Source organism: Leyella stercorea (assembly GCF_021531355.1).
Taxonomy (GTDB): domain Bacteria; phylum Bacteroidota; class Bacteroidia; order Bacteroidales; family Bacteroidaceae; genus Prevotella.
In genome coordinates this window covers 1-19,001 of sequence record NZ_JADYTS010000017.1, presented here as the reverse complement: position 1 = coordinate 19,001, position 19,001 = coordinate 1, and the positions used below count along the sequence as shown (strand labels likewise).

Sequence of the window (19,001 nt, the reverse complement as noted above, 5' to 3'; positions counted from 1 at the left end):
AGGATAAAACTTAAACACCATAAAAGAATGAATGCAATTGAAACAGTAGAGCGCCTTAAGCAGCGCTTCCCCAACGAGCCTGAGTATATTCAGGCCGTAAGCCAGGTTCTCGGTACTATCGAGGAGGAGTACAACCGTCATCCGGAATTCGACCGCGCCAATCTTATTGATCGTCTTTGTATTCCAGATCGTATCATCACATTCCGTGTGACATGGGTTGACGACAAGGGCAACGTGCAGACCAACATGGGTTATCGCGTGCAGCACAACAATGCCATTGGTCCGTACAAGGGCGGCATTCGTTTCCACGCATCTGTAAATCCGTCAATCTTGAAGTTCCTTGCGTTTGAGCAGACATTCAAGAATGCCCTCACTACTCTGCCTATGGGCGGTGGCAAGGGAGGTTCTGACTTCTCTCCGCGTGGCAAGAGCAACGCTGAGGTGATGCGTTTCTGCCAGGCATTTATGAACGAACTGTATCGTCACATTGGTCCTGACGAGGACGTTCCGGCTGGTGACATAGGTGTAGGTGGTCGTGAGGTAGGCTACATGTTCGGTCAGTACAAGAAGCTTACTCATACATTCGTAGGCGTATTGACTGGTAAGGGTCAGGAGTTTGGCGGTTCGCTGATTCGTCCTGAGGCTACTGGCTACGGCAACGTTTACTTCCTCGAAAACATGCTCAAAACACGTGGCATCGACATCAAGGGCAAGCGTGTGCTTGTGAGTGGTTCGGGCAATGTGGCACAGTATACAGTTGAGAAGCTTATTCAGCTGGGTGCAATCCCTGTTACTCTCTCTGACTCTGACGGCTACATCTACGATCCGGACGGCATCGATGCAGAGAAGCTCGCTTACGTTAAGGAGTTGAAGAACGTAGAGCGTGGACGTATCCGTGAGTATGCTGAGGAGTACGGCGTGAAGTATGTAGCCGGTGCACGTCCTTGGGGCGAGAAGGCCGACATTGCTCTGCCTTCAGCAACACAGAACGAGATTGACGGCGACGATGCCCGCACACTTGTTGCCAACGGCGTGATTGCTGTCAGTGAGGGTGCCAACATGCCTTCTACTCCAGAAGCTATCAAGGTGTTCCAGGATGCCAAGTTGCTTTATGCTCCGGGCAAGGCTGCCAACGCCGGTGGTGTGGCTGTATCTGGTCTTGAGATGAGCCAGAACTCTGAGCGTCTGCGTTGGAGCAGCGAGGAGGTTGATGCCAAGTTGCACGGCATTATGAACGAAATCCACGCCAACTGCGTCAAGTACGGCACTCAGGCCGACGGTTATGTCAACTACGTACGTGGTGCCAACGTTACCGGTTTCCTCAAGGTTGCCAAGGCAATGATGGCTCAGGGTATTGTATAAAAGATAAAATCCTACCCATATTTTAAAAGGCTCTCGCTATTCCGTAATAATGGAATGGGCGAGAGCCTTTTTTTATTTGCAATGGTATTGACTAACTGCGCAGGCTACGGCGAGGACGCCATAGCCTCCTAATGTTGTTTTAATGCAACCTTCCTCCTGCAATTACGGCTTCTTGCCAATAAGCACTGTGGCGCGCTGATGCAGATAGTCGTTGAGTCGGAAACCCTCGTCCTTGACATAATTGAGCAGCGCGCGCTTCTGCATTATCATTTCCTTGAGAGCTGCATGTTGCTCGGTGAAACGTTTCTTTACGTCCTGTGTGTCGGTAGTCACCTTGGTCGACTTGACCAATTGTTCCACATCCGACAGCGTGCGTGCGAAATACGTGGCACCCTTGGTGAGCCGTTCCTGCAGATGCGGGTCGTGCTGATAGTCGGCTGTGGATATTACGATTTGGTTGTATTGCAACTTGAAGCGTTCAGCCACGTCGTACATCTGTGTCTTAATGGTGCCCAGTCGTGCCTTATACTCCAATATCAGTTTGGGGTAAGCACGGCGGAAATGTCCCGTGAGCAGGTCGATCATACGGTTGAATGAGTCGAGCAGCGGACGGAAGTCGAACAGTTCGCTCACCACCGACAGATAGTAGTCGCGTTGCAGTTGGCCTATCTGCTCGCTGTTAGGCGTGTGTTCGATGGCGTGTGTGGCGTAGTCGTCGACAGCAGCGTCGCGTATGATGGCCTGTTGGGGCAGGGGAGCGCTCAGCACGAGTCCTTCGAGCGTGCGGCAACGCGACAGAGCCACGTAAGTCTGACCGTGTGTGAAGGCACGCTGAACGTCGATGATAGCCTTATCGAACGTCAATCCCTGGCTCTTGTGTACGGTTATAGCCCAAGCCGGCTTCACGGGGAACTGCTTGAAGGTGCCGTCAATCTCCTCGGTTATCTCGTTTGTCTTCTCGTTGATTTCGTATCGTGTGTTTTCCCATTGGTCTGGCTCCACCTTTATCACATTGCCAGTGTCCTTGGTGCGTACCGTGAAGTTCTTAGGGTTGATGTCCTCGATGGTGCCAATCATACCGTTGTAGTATGCCTTTTCAGCCGACGAATCGTTCTTGACGAACATCACCTGCGCACCCTGCTTCAGAGTGAGCGTCTGTTCGGTAGGAAACAGCATTTCGGGATACTTGCCCGTAATCTTAGCCTCGTAAGTAAACTCCTTGCCAGGCAGCAGGTCGAGCTGTCGGTCGTTCTCGCGTTGCGCCTGGAAGTTGTGCGTAACGAGTCGTATGTATCCCTCGTCTGCGTCAGGTTGGAATCCCTGAATGTATCGGGAGTTGAGCGCAGCCAGCACCGAAGCGTCGGCACGGTTGTCGCGTACCTTATTAAGTATGTCGAGAAAACGCTGGTCGTTCTGTCGGTAAACGGTCTTCAGCTCTACGATAGCATATCGGGTGCGCTGCAAGGCGAGCGATGAGAAGAAGTAGGGCGTGGCATAATAGCGTGCCAGCAGTTGCCACTCGTCGTCCTTGGCGACGGGTGCCAGCTGACCAAGGTCGCCTATCATGACCATCTGAACACCTCCAAACGGCAGCTGGTTTTTGCGGAAACGACGCAGCACGGCATCCACAGCGTCGAGCAGGTCGGCTCGCACCATGGAAATCTCGTCTATCACGAGCGTGTCGATAGATTGTATAACGCGAATCTTCTGTTTGGAGAATCGGTATTGCTGTTCCTTCGTCTTATACTGCGCATCGGGAATAAAGGGTGCAAACGACAGTTGGAAGAACGAATGAATGGTAGTGCCCTCGGCGTTGATGGCAGCAATACCCGTAGGAGCCACTACGATAATGCGCTTCGACGACTCCTGCTTCAGTCGGCGCAGAAACGTAGTCTTACCCGTACCGGCTTTACCGGTAAGGAACAGGTTTGTATTGGTTGTCTCAATGATGTTCCACGCGAGTTGCGTCTGTTCGTTCATTTCCATTGCTTGTATGTATGTGCTTCTTTTAGGTCTGTTATTCAATGCAGAATTGTATTGATTTCCCTCACTTTTCAAAAGGAGTCCTTTTGGGTTGCGAAAGGAGTCCTTTTAGGTGGCAAAAGGAGTCCTTTTGGAGTGCAAAAGGACTACATTTCGTTTTGACGGCATTTTAATGCTGTGCAAAAGTAGTCATTTTTTATGATTCAGCCCACATTTACACCATTCTTATACCATTGTTGACAACAATCAAGAGTATGTATTTTGTATGATTGGCATTTTTTGAGTACCTTTGCCAGTGATATGATAAAAGCAATGTTCTTTGATGTTGACGGCACGCTCGTCAGCTTCAACACCCACCATATACCCGAGTCTACAATCCAGGCGTTGCACGAGGCTCACGACCGTGGCGTTAAGATATTTACGGCTACGGGTCGTCCGCGCCAGTTGCTCAACAACATTCGCGAGGTGGAACAGATAATGGACGGCTACATACTCGCCACAGGAGCACTCTGCACGTACGGCGACCATACCGTGCGCGAAGACCTCATACCCTTTGACGAAGCCCATGCCGTGGTCGACTTCTGCATAGAGCGCAACTTGCCGGCTGTGGTTGTGGGCAAGAAAGACATACAGATAGTGAACCGCAACGACCTTGTCAACCACGTCTTCTACGACATGCTGAAGATAGACTATGACAAGTTTGACGTGCCCGTCGACGACGTCATCCGTCAGGGAATACTACAGATAACGCCGTTCCTCACCGAAGACGAGGAGCGCAGCATATTGCCCGATTTGCCGGGATGCACATCGGCACGCTGGTATCCTGCCTTCTGCGACATAACATCGGCAGCAGCCGACAAGGCCAACGGCATACGTGCCATAGCCCAATACATGGGACTGGACATAAGCGAGACAATGGCGTTTGGCGACGGAGGCAACGACATGTCGATGCTTAGTGCCGCCGGGGTAGGTGTAGCCATGGGCAATGCACTCGACAAGGTGAAGGCCGAGGCCGACTATGTCACCACAAGCGTCGACGACGACGGCATAAGAAACGCATTGCTACACTTCGGAGTCATTGACAACTGACCGGGGCTATAACAACAATAGCCCAAAGCTATAGAACGACTGACCATAAACTGCAAAACAACTGAAAACTATGAAAATTTCTACTATTCTACGTTCTTTACTGATTATCATTGTGGGCATCCCTGCTATGGTAAATGCCCAGACCAAATGGATGAACCCTACCGATGCCAACGAGCCTTACATCTGCGGCCGTGCTTGGAACAAGGAGATGGGAAAGTCGTACAACCGACTGCCGCAGCGCTTCAAGGCCACTGTGCCTGGAAGAGTTTGGGGCAACTCAACGATGACCGCCGGACTCACCGTGCGCTTCGTCACAACATCGCCCAACATCGCAGTCAAGTATGTCTGCACATCGCACAACTACGGCACGTTCAACCTCTCGGGCATGGTTCACTCGGGTGTCGACCTCTACGGCAAAGCCGCTGACGGCAAGATGCACTGGATAGGCAACCATATGCGATGGAGCATGAAGGGCGACACCATAACAATATCCTTCCCCAAGCTCTCGGTTCCTGCCAATCGCAGTACCGAATACACCCTGTATCTGCCCAACTACAATGGCGTGAAATGGCTTGCCGTGGGTGTTGACAGCAAGAGCAACTTCCAGTTTATGCGCCAGTCGAAGGAGCGTCCCGTAGTGATTTACGGCTCGTCAATCATTCACGGAGCATCGCCTTCGCGTCCGGGCATGTCCATTCCCAACATCGTAGGTCGCGAGATGGGCTTTCCTTTGATTAATCTCGGATTCTCGGGCAGCGCCTATATGGAGCCAGCCGTGTTCGACATGTTGGGCGAGATAGACGCACGTCTGTTCGTACTCGACCCCATCCCCAACAGCAACAACCTGCCCGTAGCCGAAATCACCAAGCGGGTATTGGCTGGAGTGCGCAAGCTTCGCAGCGTGAGCAAGGCTCCGATATTGCTGGTTGAGAACCATCCACAACCCGACAGCATCTTCCGTGCCGACATAGCCGGCCACTATCGTCGTGCAAGTCAGGCTCTGCACAAGGCCTACAAGCAGCTTCAGGCCGAAGGTGTTAAGGGACTGTATTATATGTATGGCAGCGAGATAAAGCTCAAGGAGGACGACATGATTGAGGGAACCCACCCCAACGACACCGGTTGCCGTGCCTACGCTGAGGCCTACAAGCGCAAGATAAGAACAATATTAACTAAAAAATAAAAATCTATGATCGTATCAACACTTAAGCATAGCGACCGCATCGAGTCGCTGCACCCACTGTTCAAGAAAGTATTCGACTATGTCAAGAGCCACGACCTGCTCAACACTCCATGCGGACGCATTGACATCGACGGCGACAATCTGTTCATCAACAACACCAATCCTACTTGCGTGACAGCCGACAAGCAGGTGCTTGAGGTTCATCGCCAGTATATCGACATCCATATTCCGCTCGATGGAGTAGAGGTGATAGGCTGGAAACCGCTTGAGGACTGCACCAATCTGACCAAACCATACGACGAAGCAGCTGACTGCGAACTCTACACCGAGCCTGCCACAAGCTACATCAATCTGCAGCCGGGACAGTTCATGATTGTTTGGCCCGAGGATCCGCATGCGCCTATCATCGGCGAGGGCAAGTTGCGCAAGCTTTGCGTTAAGGTGAAGCTCTAAAATAAAGATATTTTTTTAAAACTAACTATTGCATGGAAGGGTGTGTCAAAATATGATATTAATGTTTTGGCACCCCCTCTTACTATTATATATGAAACGTTTATTTACTACTCTACTAATTACCGTATTCTGCTGCTTGGCTCATGCCTCAATACCGCCATTGCTGCCCATGCCGCAAAAGTCTGCATTCACGGGCAAGTATGTCAAGGCTGATGTGCCTGTGAACGAAAAGATAGTGAACAACATCGACGGAGCCATATTCCAGGATGAGGCTTACCACATACTAATAACGTCGAAGGGCGTAAACATTGAGGCGACAACACAGCGCGGACTATATTGGGCACGTCAGACCATGGCACAACTGAAGACAGACAAGAAGGGCAAACAGCTCTTGCCGTTGTGCGAAATCACCGACTGGCCGGCGTTCCGCATTCGTGGCTTTATGCACGACATTGGTCGCAGCTACATTCCCATGGACGAGTTGAAGGCTGAAATAGCCATGCTCAGCCGCTTCAAGATAAACACCTTCCACTGGCATCTCACCGAGAATCAGGCGTGGCGACTGGAGAGCAAAAAGTATCCGCAGCTCAACGCACCTGCCAATATGGAGCGCTCGAAGGGCAAGTATTACACACTGGCTGAGGCTCGCGACCTCGTTGAGTTCTGCCGCCAGCACCATGTATTGCTCATCCCTGAGATTGACATGCCGGGTCATAGCGCAGCCTTTGAGCGCACCTTCGGCTTCGGCATGCAGACTGCTGAGGGCACACGCATAATGAAGGACATCATAGCTGAGGCTTGCGACGCTCTCGATGTGCCATATCTGCATATAGGAACAGACGAAGTGCAGTTCACCAATCCTCAGTTCGTGCCAGAGATGGTAGCGTTTGTCCGTTCAAAGGGCAAGAAAGTGATTTCGTGGAATCCTGGTTGGAAATATAAGAAGGGCGAGATTGACATGACGCAGTTGTGGAGTTATCGTGGCAAGGCGCAGCCCGGCATTCCTGCCATCGACTGCCGTTTCCACTATGCCAACCACTTCGACAACTATGCCGACCTCGTGGCGCTCTTCAACTCCCGCATTTACAATCAGCCGATGGGCGGCGACGACCTTGCTGGCTGCATCATAGCGTTCTGGAACGACCGCTATATAGATAACACCCGACAGCTTCTCGACGAGAACAACTTCTATCCCTACATGCTCACACTGGCTGAACGTGCATGGCGAGGTGGAGGCCGTGGCTATTTCGACGGAAAGACTACGCTGTTGTGGGACGACGAACCAGAGCAGAAGGCTGAGTTTGCCGAGTTTGAGAACCGTATGCTGTGGCACAAGCAGCACACGTTGAAGGGACAGCCGTTTGCCTACGAGCGTCAGGCTGGCGTGGAGTGGCGCATCACCGACGCATTCCCCAACGACGGCAATCTGCAGATGAGTTTCCCACCCGAAGAACATCTTGCAGCTGTTGGCACGCCTGCTACTGATGTGAAATCGTATGAATACAACGGCAATACGTACAATTCGCGCACCATTACAGGTAACGGAATCTATCTGCGCCATGTCTGGGGAACGCTCGTTCCGGAATTCTACAAAGACCCTAAGGAGAACAGTACGGCATACGCCACACGCTGGATTTACTCGAAGAAAGCGTGTACGGCGCATCTGTATCTGGAAACTTACAACTACAGCCGTTCGGAAAGCGATCTGCCACCACGTGCCGGAACGTGGGACTATAAGGGCAGCCGTGCATGGATTAACGGCAATGAGATAATGCCCCCCGTGTGGACAAACACCCACACCGAACGCACCAACGAACTGCCGATGCGCAACGAGAACTGCGTATCGCGTCCGCCCGTCGCCATCCGATTGAACAAGGGTTGGAACAAGCTGGTGCTGAAGTTGCCCGTAGGCAAGTTCCAGGCTAAAGAGACTCGACTCGTAAAATGGATGTTCTCAGCCACGGTTGTCATGCCGTAATGATAATGTCAACGTTTTAATTTACCAACGTTTTCGCGTATAGAACTTATCGACAGAAATGCGTCGATAACGAAAACCATCACTCCAAGTAGGCAATACCATAAGGTGTTGCCTACGTTTGTTATGGCATACATGCAAAGTCCGCAAACCATGTGCGGTATGGTGGTCTTGATGATGGTGCCCGACATCCGGTAGCCGTACCTCATACGGCACACTGCCCATGCGAAAAACATCTCGACAAAGTAGGCTGCCGTGATGCCTATACCCATTCCCTTCAGACCGAGCGTCTCAAATCCCAGCACTACAAACGACACGAGCAGCACTCCGCTGAATACTTCCACCACAATAAACGTTTTTGAGTCGCCGCGTGACAAAGCCACATATTCAATAGGCAGATACACTCCGCGACAGTACATCGAAAGCGCTGCAACCTGCAGCATAGGCAGAGCTGCGGCGAACTTTCCGCTGTACAGCAATGGCAAAAGCACGGGCATGCACAGTATGAAGAGTACAGCGAGGGGCGAGACGATAGCCATGGTTGCACCAATCTGTCGGTTTACGGCATCGTTGAGTTCGCTGCCGTTGCTGCTTATGCCCGAAAGACGAGGAAAATAGTCGGTGTCCATAGCCGTAAACACAATGCCAGCGTATGTGAACACCATAGCATACACAGCATTGTAGAGTCCTACGGTGGCTATGTCGGCAGCGTTGCTCAGATAGGCTCTTATCGCCATCTCGACGCCACTGCCCATAATGCCCGACACTACAAAGGCGATGCCAAGCCCGAGGAATGCCCTACCTTCGTGCACACACGCCTTGCTTATGGCGAAACTGAGCGGATAGCGGCGCAGCGAATAGGCTGTTACGGTAAGTGCCTGCACTACAGCCATAAGCACAAGCGACGCCACTATGCCATCGCAACCGTATATCCAATATATCGGTACCGACACAGCCAGTACGCCCACAGCACCGCATACGGATACGATGGCAAGCTGGCGCAGCAGTCGGGTGGCTTTAAGTATAGCCGTTTCGCCCAATGCAATGATGGTAATGGCAACTACCGGAGCAAGACAGATGAATTGTATGGTGTAGTTGTAGGTGGCGAATGTCCACCTGCTGAGTAATGGCGACAGGCATGCGAACGCCATCATGCCCAATAGCGACGTAATGCACGTCCAGTGTCTGAGCACGTGTATCTTGTGATTTAGCAAACCAGTGTCGCCCGTCTCGAAAGCCTGCGACAGTTCTTTTACTGCACTGGCATGAATGCCGAGGTTGGATGTATTGACAATGAAATTGATAGTCGACGTATATAATGCGACAATGCCCATACCCAACGGACCAAGCAATACGGCAACAAGTTTGTTGCGAATCAGTCCGATAAGTATGTTGAGCATCTGCACGCCACCAAAAAGGCTCGTGTATTTTAATATGTGCGAATAGCTGCCGTTATTATTCTTCATTATATTCACTAACGATATAAAAGTTAAAATATTATCTGTGCATTAACATCTAATTGCAAATTAATTTGTAACTTAGCACCATTATAATAAACCTAAAACACCAAAACCCTATGATTGGACAACAGCTGAAACTATATCCCTACGTTTTAGCAGCGGCAGGACTGTCGCTGTTTGTCACAACTCCGATAGCAGCACAGGTGCAGGAACTGCGTGTGCAGCGCGATACAATTCCAACTTATCTGAAGGTTCAGAACAAAGGTATCATAAACAATGCTCTCGATGTGTTGAACGGCAATGCTACCGGTGTCAATGTCACGTCCAACGGCATGGACCGCATGGCTCAGCTGTCGTCAGTAAGAGTGCGTGGTACCACATCTATTGTTGGAGGCAACGACCCGCTTGTCATCATCGACGGCGTGACGAGCGACATTGCCACACTGTCCACTATCTATCCTGCCGACATTGAGAGTTTCTCGGTGCTGAAGAATGCTTCCGAGACTGCTCTGTATGGTTCGCGTGGCGCTTCGGGCGTGATAGAGGTGAAGACCAAGAAGGGTACGGGCAAGGGATTCCAGATTTCGTATGAGACTAATATAGGTATTGAGTCGATGTCGAAGAAACTCAATATGCTGTCGGCTGACGAATATCTCGCCACTGCCAAACGGCTCGGTGTGCATGCCAACAATGGCGGATTCAACAACAACTTCTATGATGTCATCACCCGAACCGGATTTGTGCAGAACCATTACCTGGCGTTCAGCGGCGGTTCGGAGCAGTCCAACTATCGTGCTTCGTTTGGATATATCGACCACAATACCATCATCAAGGATAAGGACTACAACAATTTCGTGGCAAAGATTGATGTCATGCAACATGCCTTCGACAATCGTCTGACGGGCGACTTCGGTGTGTTCGGTTCTACATACAAGAACAATGACATATTCGACCCGCAGATGCTTTTCTATTCAGCAGCATGCCAGAACCCTACATATCCTGCCGGACGCGATGCCAATGGCAATTGGATCAAGAACGGTTCGGCTTATCGCATCAATCCTCCCGGTGCCGTTCTTGCCGAACGAAGCGACCAAAAGGAGATGTACTTCAATACACACATGCGCCTGGTGTACAATCTTGCGCCGTCGCTCAAGCTGTCGGCATTCGGCAGCTATTCCTATTCGTCTGATGAGAACTCCGAGTTTTGTCCGACATGGGTGTGGGCGCAGGGCAATGTCTATCGTGGTGAGTTCAAGAATCAGGAGTATCTTGGCAACGTATCGCTCGACTATGCGCATACGTGGGGAGCACACGCTCTCTCTGCCGGATTGTCTGCTGAGTATCACTATCAGGAACGTACGGCATTCTGGAGTCGTGCCAAAGGCATAACAACCAATGATTTCGGCTACGACAATATTGGTGCTACGTCGTCGCGTCCTTATGGTGCTACGGGCAGCACATACGAGGACCTGTCGTTGGCATCTGTTATGGCCAACGCTTCATATACATTATATAATAAGTATAAGCTGACGCTTACCATGCGTGGCGACGGTTCGTCGATGGTGGGCGACAACCATACTTGGGGATTCTTCCCTTCGGTATCGGCTGAATGGGATGTCAAGAAGGAAGGCTTCTTGCGTGATTTTAATGGTATCAACACATTGAAGCTGCGAGCCGGTTACGGACGTTCGGGCAATCTCGGTGGAATCTCTGCCTACACCACAATGAACAATGTGCAGCAGACGGGCATCGTTCCGGTGAATAATACTCCAACGGTGACGCTCGGCACAATACGCAACAACAACCCCGACCTGATGTGGGAGACAAAGTCGACATTCAATATCGGTGGAGAGATAGGATTGTGGCATAACCGACTGATGCTTACCGCTGAGTATTACTACTCTAAGACTTCCGACATGCTCTACTCGTACGACGTGCCGGTGCCGCCGTTCGCTTATGACAAGTTGTTGGCAAATATAGGTTCGATGTCCAATCAGGGTCTTGAAATAGGTTTTTCTATAGCACCGGTTCAGACTAAGGACGTTGATCTGAATATAAGTATGAACCTCTCGTTGCAGAAGAACAAGCTGCTGTCGCTGTCGGGCAACTATAATGGTATGAACATGTCGGCTGCCAAGATCACTGCTATAGGCTCTATAGACGGAGCTGGTCAGAACGGTGGCGACAACAATCATGTGCTCTATCAGATTGTGGGCCAGCCCTTGGGCGTGTTCTATCTGCCGCACTGCACAGGACTTTACAAGGACGAGCAAGGCACTATGAAGTATAAGATTGAAGACCTCGACAACAACGGAACAATTGACTTCGGCGATGGTGGCGACCGACGCATTTGCGGACAGGCTACACCTAAGGCTACGCTGGGTTCGAACATCTCGCTGCGCTATAAGGACTTCTATATGTCGCTGCAAATGAATGGAGCCTTCGGACACAAAATATTCAACGGTACGGCTTTGGCATACAACAATATGTCGTCGTTCCCTATATACAACGTGCTGAAAGGCGCGCCCGAACGTAACATTGTCGACCAGAATGTGTCGGACTATTGGCTTGAACGTGGCGACTATCTCAACTTCGAGTATCTCACCATAGGCTACAATGTTCCGCTGAAGAGTCGCGTTGTGCGCTCGCTGCGTGTATCGTGCAGCGTTAACAATCTTGCAACTATCACTTCCTACAGTGGACTCACACCAATGATCAACTCCTATGTTGTCAACTCGTCAATGGGCATTGACGACAAACGGTGTTATCCTACATATCGTACATATTCGGTGGGAGTTAGCGTGCAGTTCTAAACTTATAAAAGTATTCAAGACTATGAACAAGAAAATATTCGCATTGCCTTTGCTCGCCATCTCGCTTTCGTTTACGAGTTGTCTCGATGAGACTCCAAAGGATCAGATACCCGAGTCGGAGATTTACGATTCTGCAAACAGTCTGTATGTCAATGCAGTCGCCTCGCTCTACAATTATATCGGTGCGCACGAGGAAGGCGAGGGATTGCAGGGCACTTGTCGAGGAATATACGACTACAATACGCTAACTACTGATGAGGCTATTATCCCCATTCGTGGTGGCAACTGGTATGATGGTGGTCTGTGGGAGAACATGTACGACCATACATGGACAGCTACTGACACCGACCTGTATAACGTGTGGAAATATCTCTACAAGGTTATAGTACTTTCAACGAAGTCGCTTGAGACTATCGACCAGCATAAATCTCTGCTCAACGACCAGCAACGTGACGAGTATAAGGCTGAGGTACGTGCCGTTCGTGCCATGTTCTATTATTATGCTATGGATATGTTCGGACGCATTCCGATATTGGAGTCGTCAACACAGAAGACGGTCGATATACGGCAGAGCAATCGCAGCGATGTGTTCAAGTATATCGTGAAGGAACTTCAGACAGTCGCACCGCTCCTGCCAAATGAGCACAGCAATTTGCAGGGCAACTATTACGGTAGGGTGACACGCCCCGTGGCTTGGTTTCTGCTTGCCAAACTTGCCCTCAACGCAGAGGTTTATACCGACGACAATTGGACTGATTCGTACCGTCCTGATGGCAAGACGATAATGATTGATGTAGACGGCACGCAGAAGAACGCTTGGCTCACATGTATTCATTATTGCAACCTGATTGCTTCAGCCGGATATTCACTCGAGAGCGATTATACCAAGAACTTTGCCGTGCATAATGAGAATTCCAATGAGAATATCTTCACCATTCCGTTGGACAAGATGCTTTATCTTAACGAGTTTCATTATCTCTTCCGTTCGCGCCACTACGCTCATGGTGGAGCTTATGGTGGAGCATCGGAGAACGGTACTTGCGCCACTCTTCATACTATGGCGGTATATGGTTACAACACTCCGTTGCCCGACACTCGTCTTGACATGAACTTCTATACTGGCAAGGTTGAGGTTGACGGCAGCAACGTAACGCTCGACGATGGCACACCGCTCGAATACAAGCCTCTTGCCGTCGAACAGAATCTCACGGCAAGTCAGTATATCGAGACTGCCGGTGCACGTATGAAGAAGTATGAGGTAGACCGCACGGCATATTCCGACGGTCGTATGCCCGACAACGATATCGTGCTCTATCGCTATGCCGACGTAATGCTCATGAAGGCTGAAGCCAAAGTGAGGAATGGAGAATCAGGCGATGAAGAGTTGAATGCAGTGCGCAATCGTGTTGGAATGCCTTCGCTTCATGCCACACTTGACAACATACTTGATGAACGTCTGTTGGAACTTGTATGGGAAGGTTGGCGCCGTCAGGACATGATACGCTTCGGCACCTACAACAAGCCGTATGACATACACACTCCATCCGAAGCCGACAAGAAGGGCTACACAACTGTGTTCCCCATTCCTGGTAAGGTTCGTGAGCTGAATCCTAACCTCGAACAGAATCCGGGTTATTGATACGCTGCCTTATTTTAACGATTGAAAACAAATAATGTAGAAATACGAAAATGTAATCAAAAAAATACCTTTTAATAGGTATGGTGTGATTCTTTTTTTGTAATTTTGTAATCGTTAATGGGTAAGGTGAGTACACCTTATTTATATATAAGGTATAAACCACTCAATACAGCGAAGATTTTTCATTAATAATTTATTTTATTATACCGATTATGATTTATTCAAAAGAAGTAGACAACATGTGCGTTGTCGCAAAGGGTCCTAACCACGGACCGGCTCCAATTCCTGAAGAGGGAAAATGGATTTATGCCAAGGAGATTAAGGATATTTCTGGTTATACTCACGGTGTGGGTTGGTGTGCTCCTCAGCAGGGTGCTTGCAAGCTCTCTCTGAACGTTAAGGACGGCATCATCCAGGAGGCTCTCGTTGAGACTATCGGTTGTACCGGTATGACTCACTCAGCAGCTATGGCTTCTGAGATTCTCCCCGGCAAGACAATCCTCGAGGCCCTGAACACTGACCTCGTTTGCGACGCTATCAATACAGCTATGCGCGAGCTTTTCCTCCAGATCGTTTACGGACGTACACAGAGCGCTTTCTCTGAGGGCGGTCTTGTTATCGGTGCTGGTCTTGAGGACCTCGGCAAGGGTCTTCGCTCACAGACAGGTACTCTCTACGGTACTGTAGCTAAGGGTACACGCTACTTGGAGCTCACAGAGGGCTACATCACACGTCAGTTCCTCGACAAGGACAACCAGGTTTGCGGTTATGAGTATGTTCACCTCGGCAAGATGATGGAAGCCATCAAGAACGGTATGGACGCTAACGAGGCTGTGAAGAAGTTCACTGGCTCTTACGGTCGTACAACTGCTGAGCAGGGTGTTGTTAAAGCAATTGATCCACGTAAAGAATAATAAGGAGATACACAACTATGATTAGAAAAGTAAGTTACGAAAGTCAGGAGCGCCGCGAGGCTCAGGTTCTTGCCGCTCTTAACGCTGAGGGAATCAAGAGCCTTGAAGAGGCTAACGAGATTTGCGAAGCTGCAGGTGTCGATCCTTATCAGATGTGTGAGGACACACAGCGTATCTGCTTCGAGAACGCAAAGTGGGCATACGTTGCAGGTGCTGCCATCGCTATCAAGCGTGGCGTTAAGACAGCTGCCGATGCTGCTGAGGCTATCGGTGTAGGTTTGCAGGCTTTCTGCATTCCTGGTTCTGTTGCTGACGACCGTAAGGTTGGTCTTGGCCATGGTAACCTCGCTGCTCGTCTGCTCCGCGAGGAGACTCAGTGCTTCGCTTTCTTGGCTGGTCACGAGTCTTTCGCTGCTGCTGAGGGTGCTATCAAGATTGCAGAGATGGCTAACAAGGTTCGCAAGAACCCTCTGCGCGTTATCCTCAACGGTCTTGGCAAGGATGCTGCTCAGATCATCAGCCGTATCAACGGTTTCACATATGTTAAGACAGAGTTCGACTACTACACAGGTGAGTTGAAGGTTGTAGACCGCATCGCTTACTCAGACGGTCCCCGTGCTAAGGTTAACTGCTACGGTGCCAACGACGTTCGCGAGGGTGTAGCAATCAACTGGAGCGAGGACGTAGACGTATCAATCACTGGTAACTCTACCAACCCGACACGTTTCCAGCACCCGGTAGCTGGTACATACAAGAAGGAGCGTATCCTCGCCGGTAAGCCTTACTTCTCAGTAGCTTCAGGTGGTGGTACAGGCCGTACATTGCACCCGGATAACATGGCTGCAGGTCCTGCTTCTTACGGTATGACTGATACCCTCGGTCGTATGCACTCTGACGCTCAGTTCGCAGGTTCTTCTTCAGTTCCTGCTCACGTAGAGATGATGGGCTTCCTCGGTATGGGTAACAACCCAATGGTAGGTGCTTCTGTAGCTATCGCCGTTGCTATCGACCTCGCACTGAACAAGAAGTAATTCTTCGCTCTTAGCGAGATTTACATAATATGATGACTCCCATAGTCCGCAAGGATTATGGGAGTCGTTTTTTTATTTTAACTTGAAAGACGCACGAGGTTTCAAATGAAAAGTATATATTTGCATTTGAATACTAATTATTTGCAATGGAGACAATGAACTTTAAATCATACGAAAGGGTATAGTTATGTTAGACTTCTTATTATGGAACAAAATAGCTCGTATCATAGCACAGTTAGCTGATACGTTGCACATATCTACCGATAGAGCCTTGCAGATATTCTATGACTCTGATGTCTGCCGTATGCTTCACGACAAAGACCTCGGGCTGCATCTGATGAGCGACACATACATTGTTAACGACTTGATAGCGGAGCTGAGGAATAAGCAATAGATTTCTAAAATACATAGAGTAGTTTGGTATGAATATAATAGATGACGCAATTAGTACTGAGGCAACGAGAAAAAATGTTCGTTTAATGATTCCGGTTATGATACATTGGGCAAAAACAGGTCACAACGAGCATACTTATGGGGATTTGGCTCATGCGATAGGCAAGTCTAAGTTTTTGGGAATTGGTCATGCCTTGTATTTCGTACAACAAGTGCTGGATAATTTGTCAACTAAATCAGGTCGCGAAATTCCAACGCTTAATTCTCTTTGTAAAAATGCCAAGACAATGCTTCCTTCTGAAGGCTTTGAGTTCGTCAGTCCTCAATACAACGATTTGGACGAGAATGGTAAACGTGTGTTTGTGAAAGGGCTTGATAGTAATGCTATGAATTTTCCTCATTGGGATTGGGTCTTAAAAGAATTAGAATTGAAAGAAGCCGTTCCATTTACAGAAAAACAACTGGAAGCAATAAAGAATCCTCGTTGTATTTATGGTGGGGAGGGAGAAGAGCATAAAGCCTTGAAAGAATATATCTGTCAGCATCCCGAAAGTATAAACTATAAGGATGTTGATTTTGCAGAGACAGAACATATCCTGCCTTCTGGAGATAGACTTGATGTCTACTTTGAACTTTCTGACGGCACACATGTTGCTATAGAAGTTAAACCAGGTATTTCTCCAGACCAAGATATTGCTCGTGGTGTTTTTCAATGTGTGAAATATTATGCTGTTATGGACGCACTAAGGAATATAGAATGTAAAGACTATGAGATTAAGGTGCTTTTGGTGACAGCAGGAAAAATTTCTTCTCAAAACAAAGTACTTGTAGAAGAACTTGATGTTGAATATGTAGAAGGTTTCAAATATGAATAGGGAAGATTATATAACATTTATAGACGGGGGAACATCTGATGGAGTAGGTTTCTTTGTTGGCAATCTCTTTATTACAGCAGGTCATGTGTTTAATGAAGGTCAAATTCATTCAATCTACTTTAACGGACAGAGAATAGTATTGAATAAGAACGAGGCTATATTCTTCAATTCTCCGAATGGAGATATTCCCAATCCAAATAAACCTGATGTTGCTATATTCAATTGTACGGGTGTTAATAGTCCTCTCGTTTTTGCAGAAGATATGCCTATTATCGGTCAAGAACTAACTAATATTTCAAGGAGTAGAGTGGTTGTAGATGATATCCATTCTGGTCGTTCTTCAATCTTCACAAAGAAAGAGGTCATTCAAATGCATACTTGTATAGGAAAAGTGACACATACAACAGATTATTGTGAATGTCATACAGACAAGATCCTACGCAAAGGAGATAGTGGTAGTCCCTTGATGAATGGTAATACTGTATATGGAGTATTGATAGCTGGAGAACCAGGAACTCCTAGATGTGTGTTTCAATCGTCTGCAAGCATTGTCACGTTAATTAGGAAAGGTAATGAATGAACTATACTACATAAAGCAAATCTGAAACCTCCTTGGCATGGGTAACAACCCGATGGTAAGTGCTTCTGTAGCTATCGCCGTAATTGTAAACGACTTGATAGCGGAGCTGAGGAATAAGCAATAGAAAAATATGGATAAAGGGCAATTTTTATTATATCAAACTCCTGATGGCGATTCACAGATAGAAGTGAAGTTGCAGAACGATACTGTCTGGCTATCACTTGACCAGATGGCAGAGTTATTCCAGCGTAACAAGTCCACAATCTCACGACATATAAAGAATGTGTTGGAGGATGGAGAGTTGGACGAAAAAGAGGTTGTTGCATTTTTTGCAACAACCACTAAACATGGAGCTATTGAGGGAAAAGTTCAGGAACATCAAGTGGCTTTCTACAACCTCGACATGATTATCAGCGTAGGTTATCGTGTACATTCTTATCGTGGTGTTCAGTTCAGAATATGGGCTACTAAGGTACTGAAGGAGTATATCGTAAAAGGCTTTGCTATGAACGATGACTTATTGAAGAGAGCAGGAGGTGGCAACTACTTTGACGAACTGCTTGCAAGAATACGTGACATCCGCTCCAGTGAGAAGGTGTTCTATCGCAAGGTGTTGGAGATTTATGCCCTCAGTATCGACTATGACCCACGAGTGGAAATGACACAAAAGTTCTTCAAGACAGTACAGAACAAGATGCACTATTCTGTACATGGTCATACGGCGGCGGAAATAATATACGAGAGAGCCAATGCCGAGAAAGACTTTATGGGACTTACAACATGGTCTGGAGCTATGCCGTCAAAACCAGAAGCAGAAATAGCCAAAAACTACCTCACCCACGAAGAAGTAAAGTCCTTGAACCGCATCGTGAGCCTATATCTTGACTTCGCCGAAATGCAAGCCGAGGAACACCGCCCTATGTATATGAAGGACTGGATTAATATTCTCGATGACTTCCTCCGTATCTCCCGAAAAGACATCCTCACTCATGCAGGCAAAATCTCCGCCAAGCTCGCCAAAGAGAAAGCCGACCATGAATACGACAAATTCAAGGAACGTACCAAGAACAACCTCTCGCCTGTAGAGATTCACTTCTTGGAGAACTTTGAGCGTGAGCAAAAAAGGTTGATGGGAGGAGACAAGAAAGAAGAAAAGTAAGAACAATATAAAATAATAAGAGGGTGTGTCATAATTGACTATGGTCATTTATGGTGCACCCTCCTTTTGTATATCGTTTAGCGAGAGCAAAA

The 19,001-nt window shown here is 48.5% G+C and carries 15 protein-coding genes; 13 read left to right on the top strand and 2 right to left on the bottom strand.

The genetic code is table 11. From position 1 onward, the window contains the following. Window positions 1-27: 27 nt before the first annotated feature. Entirely contained in the window at window positions 28-1,362 is a 1,335-nt protein-coding gene (locus tag I6E38_RS05690; RefSeq protein ID WP_235393079.1) for an NADP-specific glutamate dehydrogenase, read from the top strand. Between the two features lie 162 nt (window positions 1,363-1,524). On the opposite strand, the gene I6E38_RS05685 is transcribed toward I6E38_RS05690, so the two are convergent. Beyond that, window positions 1,525-3,348 (bottom strand): ATP-dependent DNA helicase, encoded by a 1,824-nt coding sequence (locus tag I6E38_RS05685; protein ID WP_235393078.1) that lies wholly within the window; start codon window positions 3,346-3,348, stop codon window positions 1,525-1,527. A gap of 297 nt (window positions 3,349-3,645) precedes the next feature. On the opposite strand from I6E38_RS05685, the gene I6E38_RS05680 reads away from it, so the two are divergent. From I6E38_RS05680 to I6E38_RS05665, 4 genes are all read left to right on the top strand, one after another. After that, window positions 3,646-4,434, top strand: a complete 789-nt coding sequence (locus I6E38_RS05680) for a Cof-type HAD-IIB family hydrolase (RefSeq protein ID WP_235393077.1) — start codon at window positions 3,646-3,648, stop codon at window positions 4,432-4,434. Window positions 4,435-4,504: 70 nt separating this feature from the next. After that, window positions 4,505-5,617: an SGNH/GDSL hydrolase family protein gene (locus I6E38_RS05675; RefSeq protein ID WP_235393076.1), complete on the top strand. Its 1,113-nt coding sequence runs from the start codon at window positions 4,505-4,507 to the stop codon at window positions 5,615-5,617. Window positions 5,618-5,623: 6 nt separating this feature from the next. Continuing rightward, a complete protein-coding gene (locus I6E38_RS05670; protein ID WP_235393075.1) occupies window positions 5,624-6,070 on the top strand; it encodes a NanQ anomerase/TabA/YiaL family protein in 447 nt (148 codons plus the stop codon). A 91-nt stretch (window positions 6,071-6,161) separates the two neighbouring features. Then, window positions 6,162-8,048, top strand: a complete 1,887-nt coding sequence (locus I6E38_RS05665; RefSeq protein WP_407936648.1) for a family 20 glycosylhydrolase — start codon at window positions 6,162-6,164, stop codon at window positions 8,046-8,048. Window positions 8,049-8,056: 8 nt separating this feature from the next. Here the strand turns inward: I6E38_RS05665 and I6E38_RS05660 are convergent, their stop codons facing one another. Beyond that, window positions 8,057-9,511 (bottom strand): oligosaccharide flippase family protein, encoded by a 1,455-nt coding sequence (locus tag I6E38_RS05660; RefSeq protein ID WP_235393074.1) that lies wholly within the window; start codon window positions 9,509-9,511, stop codon window positions 8,057-8,059. Window positions 9,512-9,621: 110 nt separating this feature from the next. Here I6E38_RS05660 and I6E38_RS05655 point away from each other — a divergent pair, with 110 nt between their 5' ends. The 8 genes from I6E38_RS05655 (at window position 9,622) to I6E38_RS05620 (ending at window position 18,909) form a co-directional block, all read left to right on the top strand. After that, window positions 9,622-12,318 (top strand): SusC/RagA family TonB-linked outer membrane protein, encoded by a 2,697-nt coding sequence (locus tag I6E38_RS05655; RefSeq protein WP_235393073.1) that lies wholly within the window; start codon window positions 9,622-9,624, stop codon window positions 12,316-12,318. 22 nt (window positions 12,319-12,340) lie between these two features. Beyond that, the gene (locus I6E38_RS05650; RefSeq protein WP_235393072.1) at window positions 12,341-13,957 is read left to right on the top strand and encodes a RagB/SusD family nutrient uptake outer membrane protein; all 1,617 of its coding nucleotides are present in this window, start codon (window positions 12,341-12,343) and stop codon (window positions 13,955-13,957) included. A 212-nt stretch (window positions 13,958-14,169) separates the two neighbouring features. Beyond that, a complete protein-coding gene (locus tag I6E38_RS05645; protein ID WP_235393071.1) occupies window positions 14,170-14,871 on the top strand; it encodes an iron-sulfur cluster assembly scaffold protein in 702 nt (233 codons plus the stop codon). A 17-nt stretch (window positions 14,872-14,888) separates the two neighbouring features. After that, on the top strand, window positions 14,889-15,902 hold the full coding sequence (locus I6E38_RS05640) for a GGGtGRT protein (RefSeq protein ID WP_007896973.1): 1,014 nt from the start codon (window positions 14,889-14,891) through the stop codon (window positions 15,900-15,902). A 187-nt stretch (window positions 15,903-16,089) separates the two neighbouring features. Next, a complete protein-coding gene (locus I6E38_RS05635) occupies window positions 16,090-16,296 on the top strand; it encodes a DUF3791 domain-containing protein (protein WP_007896971.1) in 207 nt (68 codons plus the stop codon). Between the two features lie 28 nt (window positions 16,297-16,324). Then, on the top strand, window positions 16,325-17,170 hold the full coding sequence (locus I6E38_RS05630; protein WP_235393070.1) for a PDDEXK family nuclease: 846 nt from the start codon (window positions 16,325-16,327) through the stop codon (window positions 17,168-17,170). Further along, window positions 17,163-17,750, top strand: coding sequence for a trypsin-like serine protease (locus I6E38_RS05625; protein WP_235393069.1), 588 nt, complete (start codon window positions 17,163-17,165; stop codon window positions 17,748-17,750). Before I6E38_RS05630 ends, I6E38_RS05625 begins: the two co-directional genes overlap by 8 nt. 130 nt (window positions 17,751-17,880) lie before the next feature. Continuing rightward, complete coding sequence (locus I6E38_RS05620; protein WP_235393068.1) at window positions 17,881-18,909, top strand: virulence RhuM family protein; 1,029 nt, start codon at window positions 17,881-17,883, stop codon at window positions 18,907-18,909. Window positions 18,910-19,001: the final 92 nt, after the last annotated feature.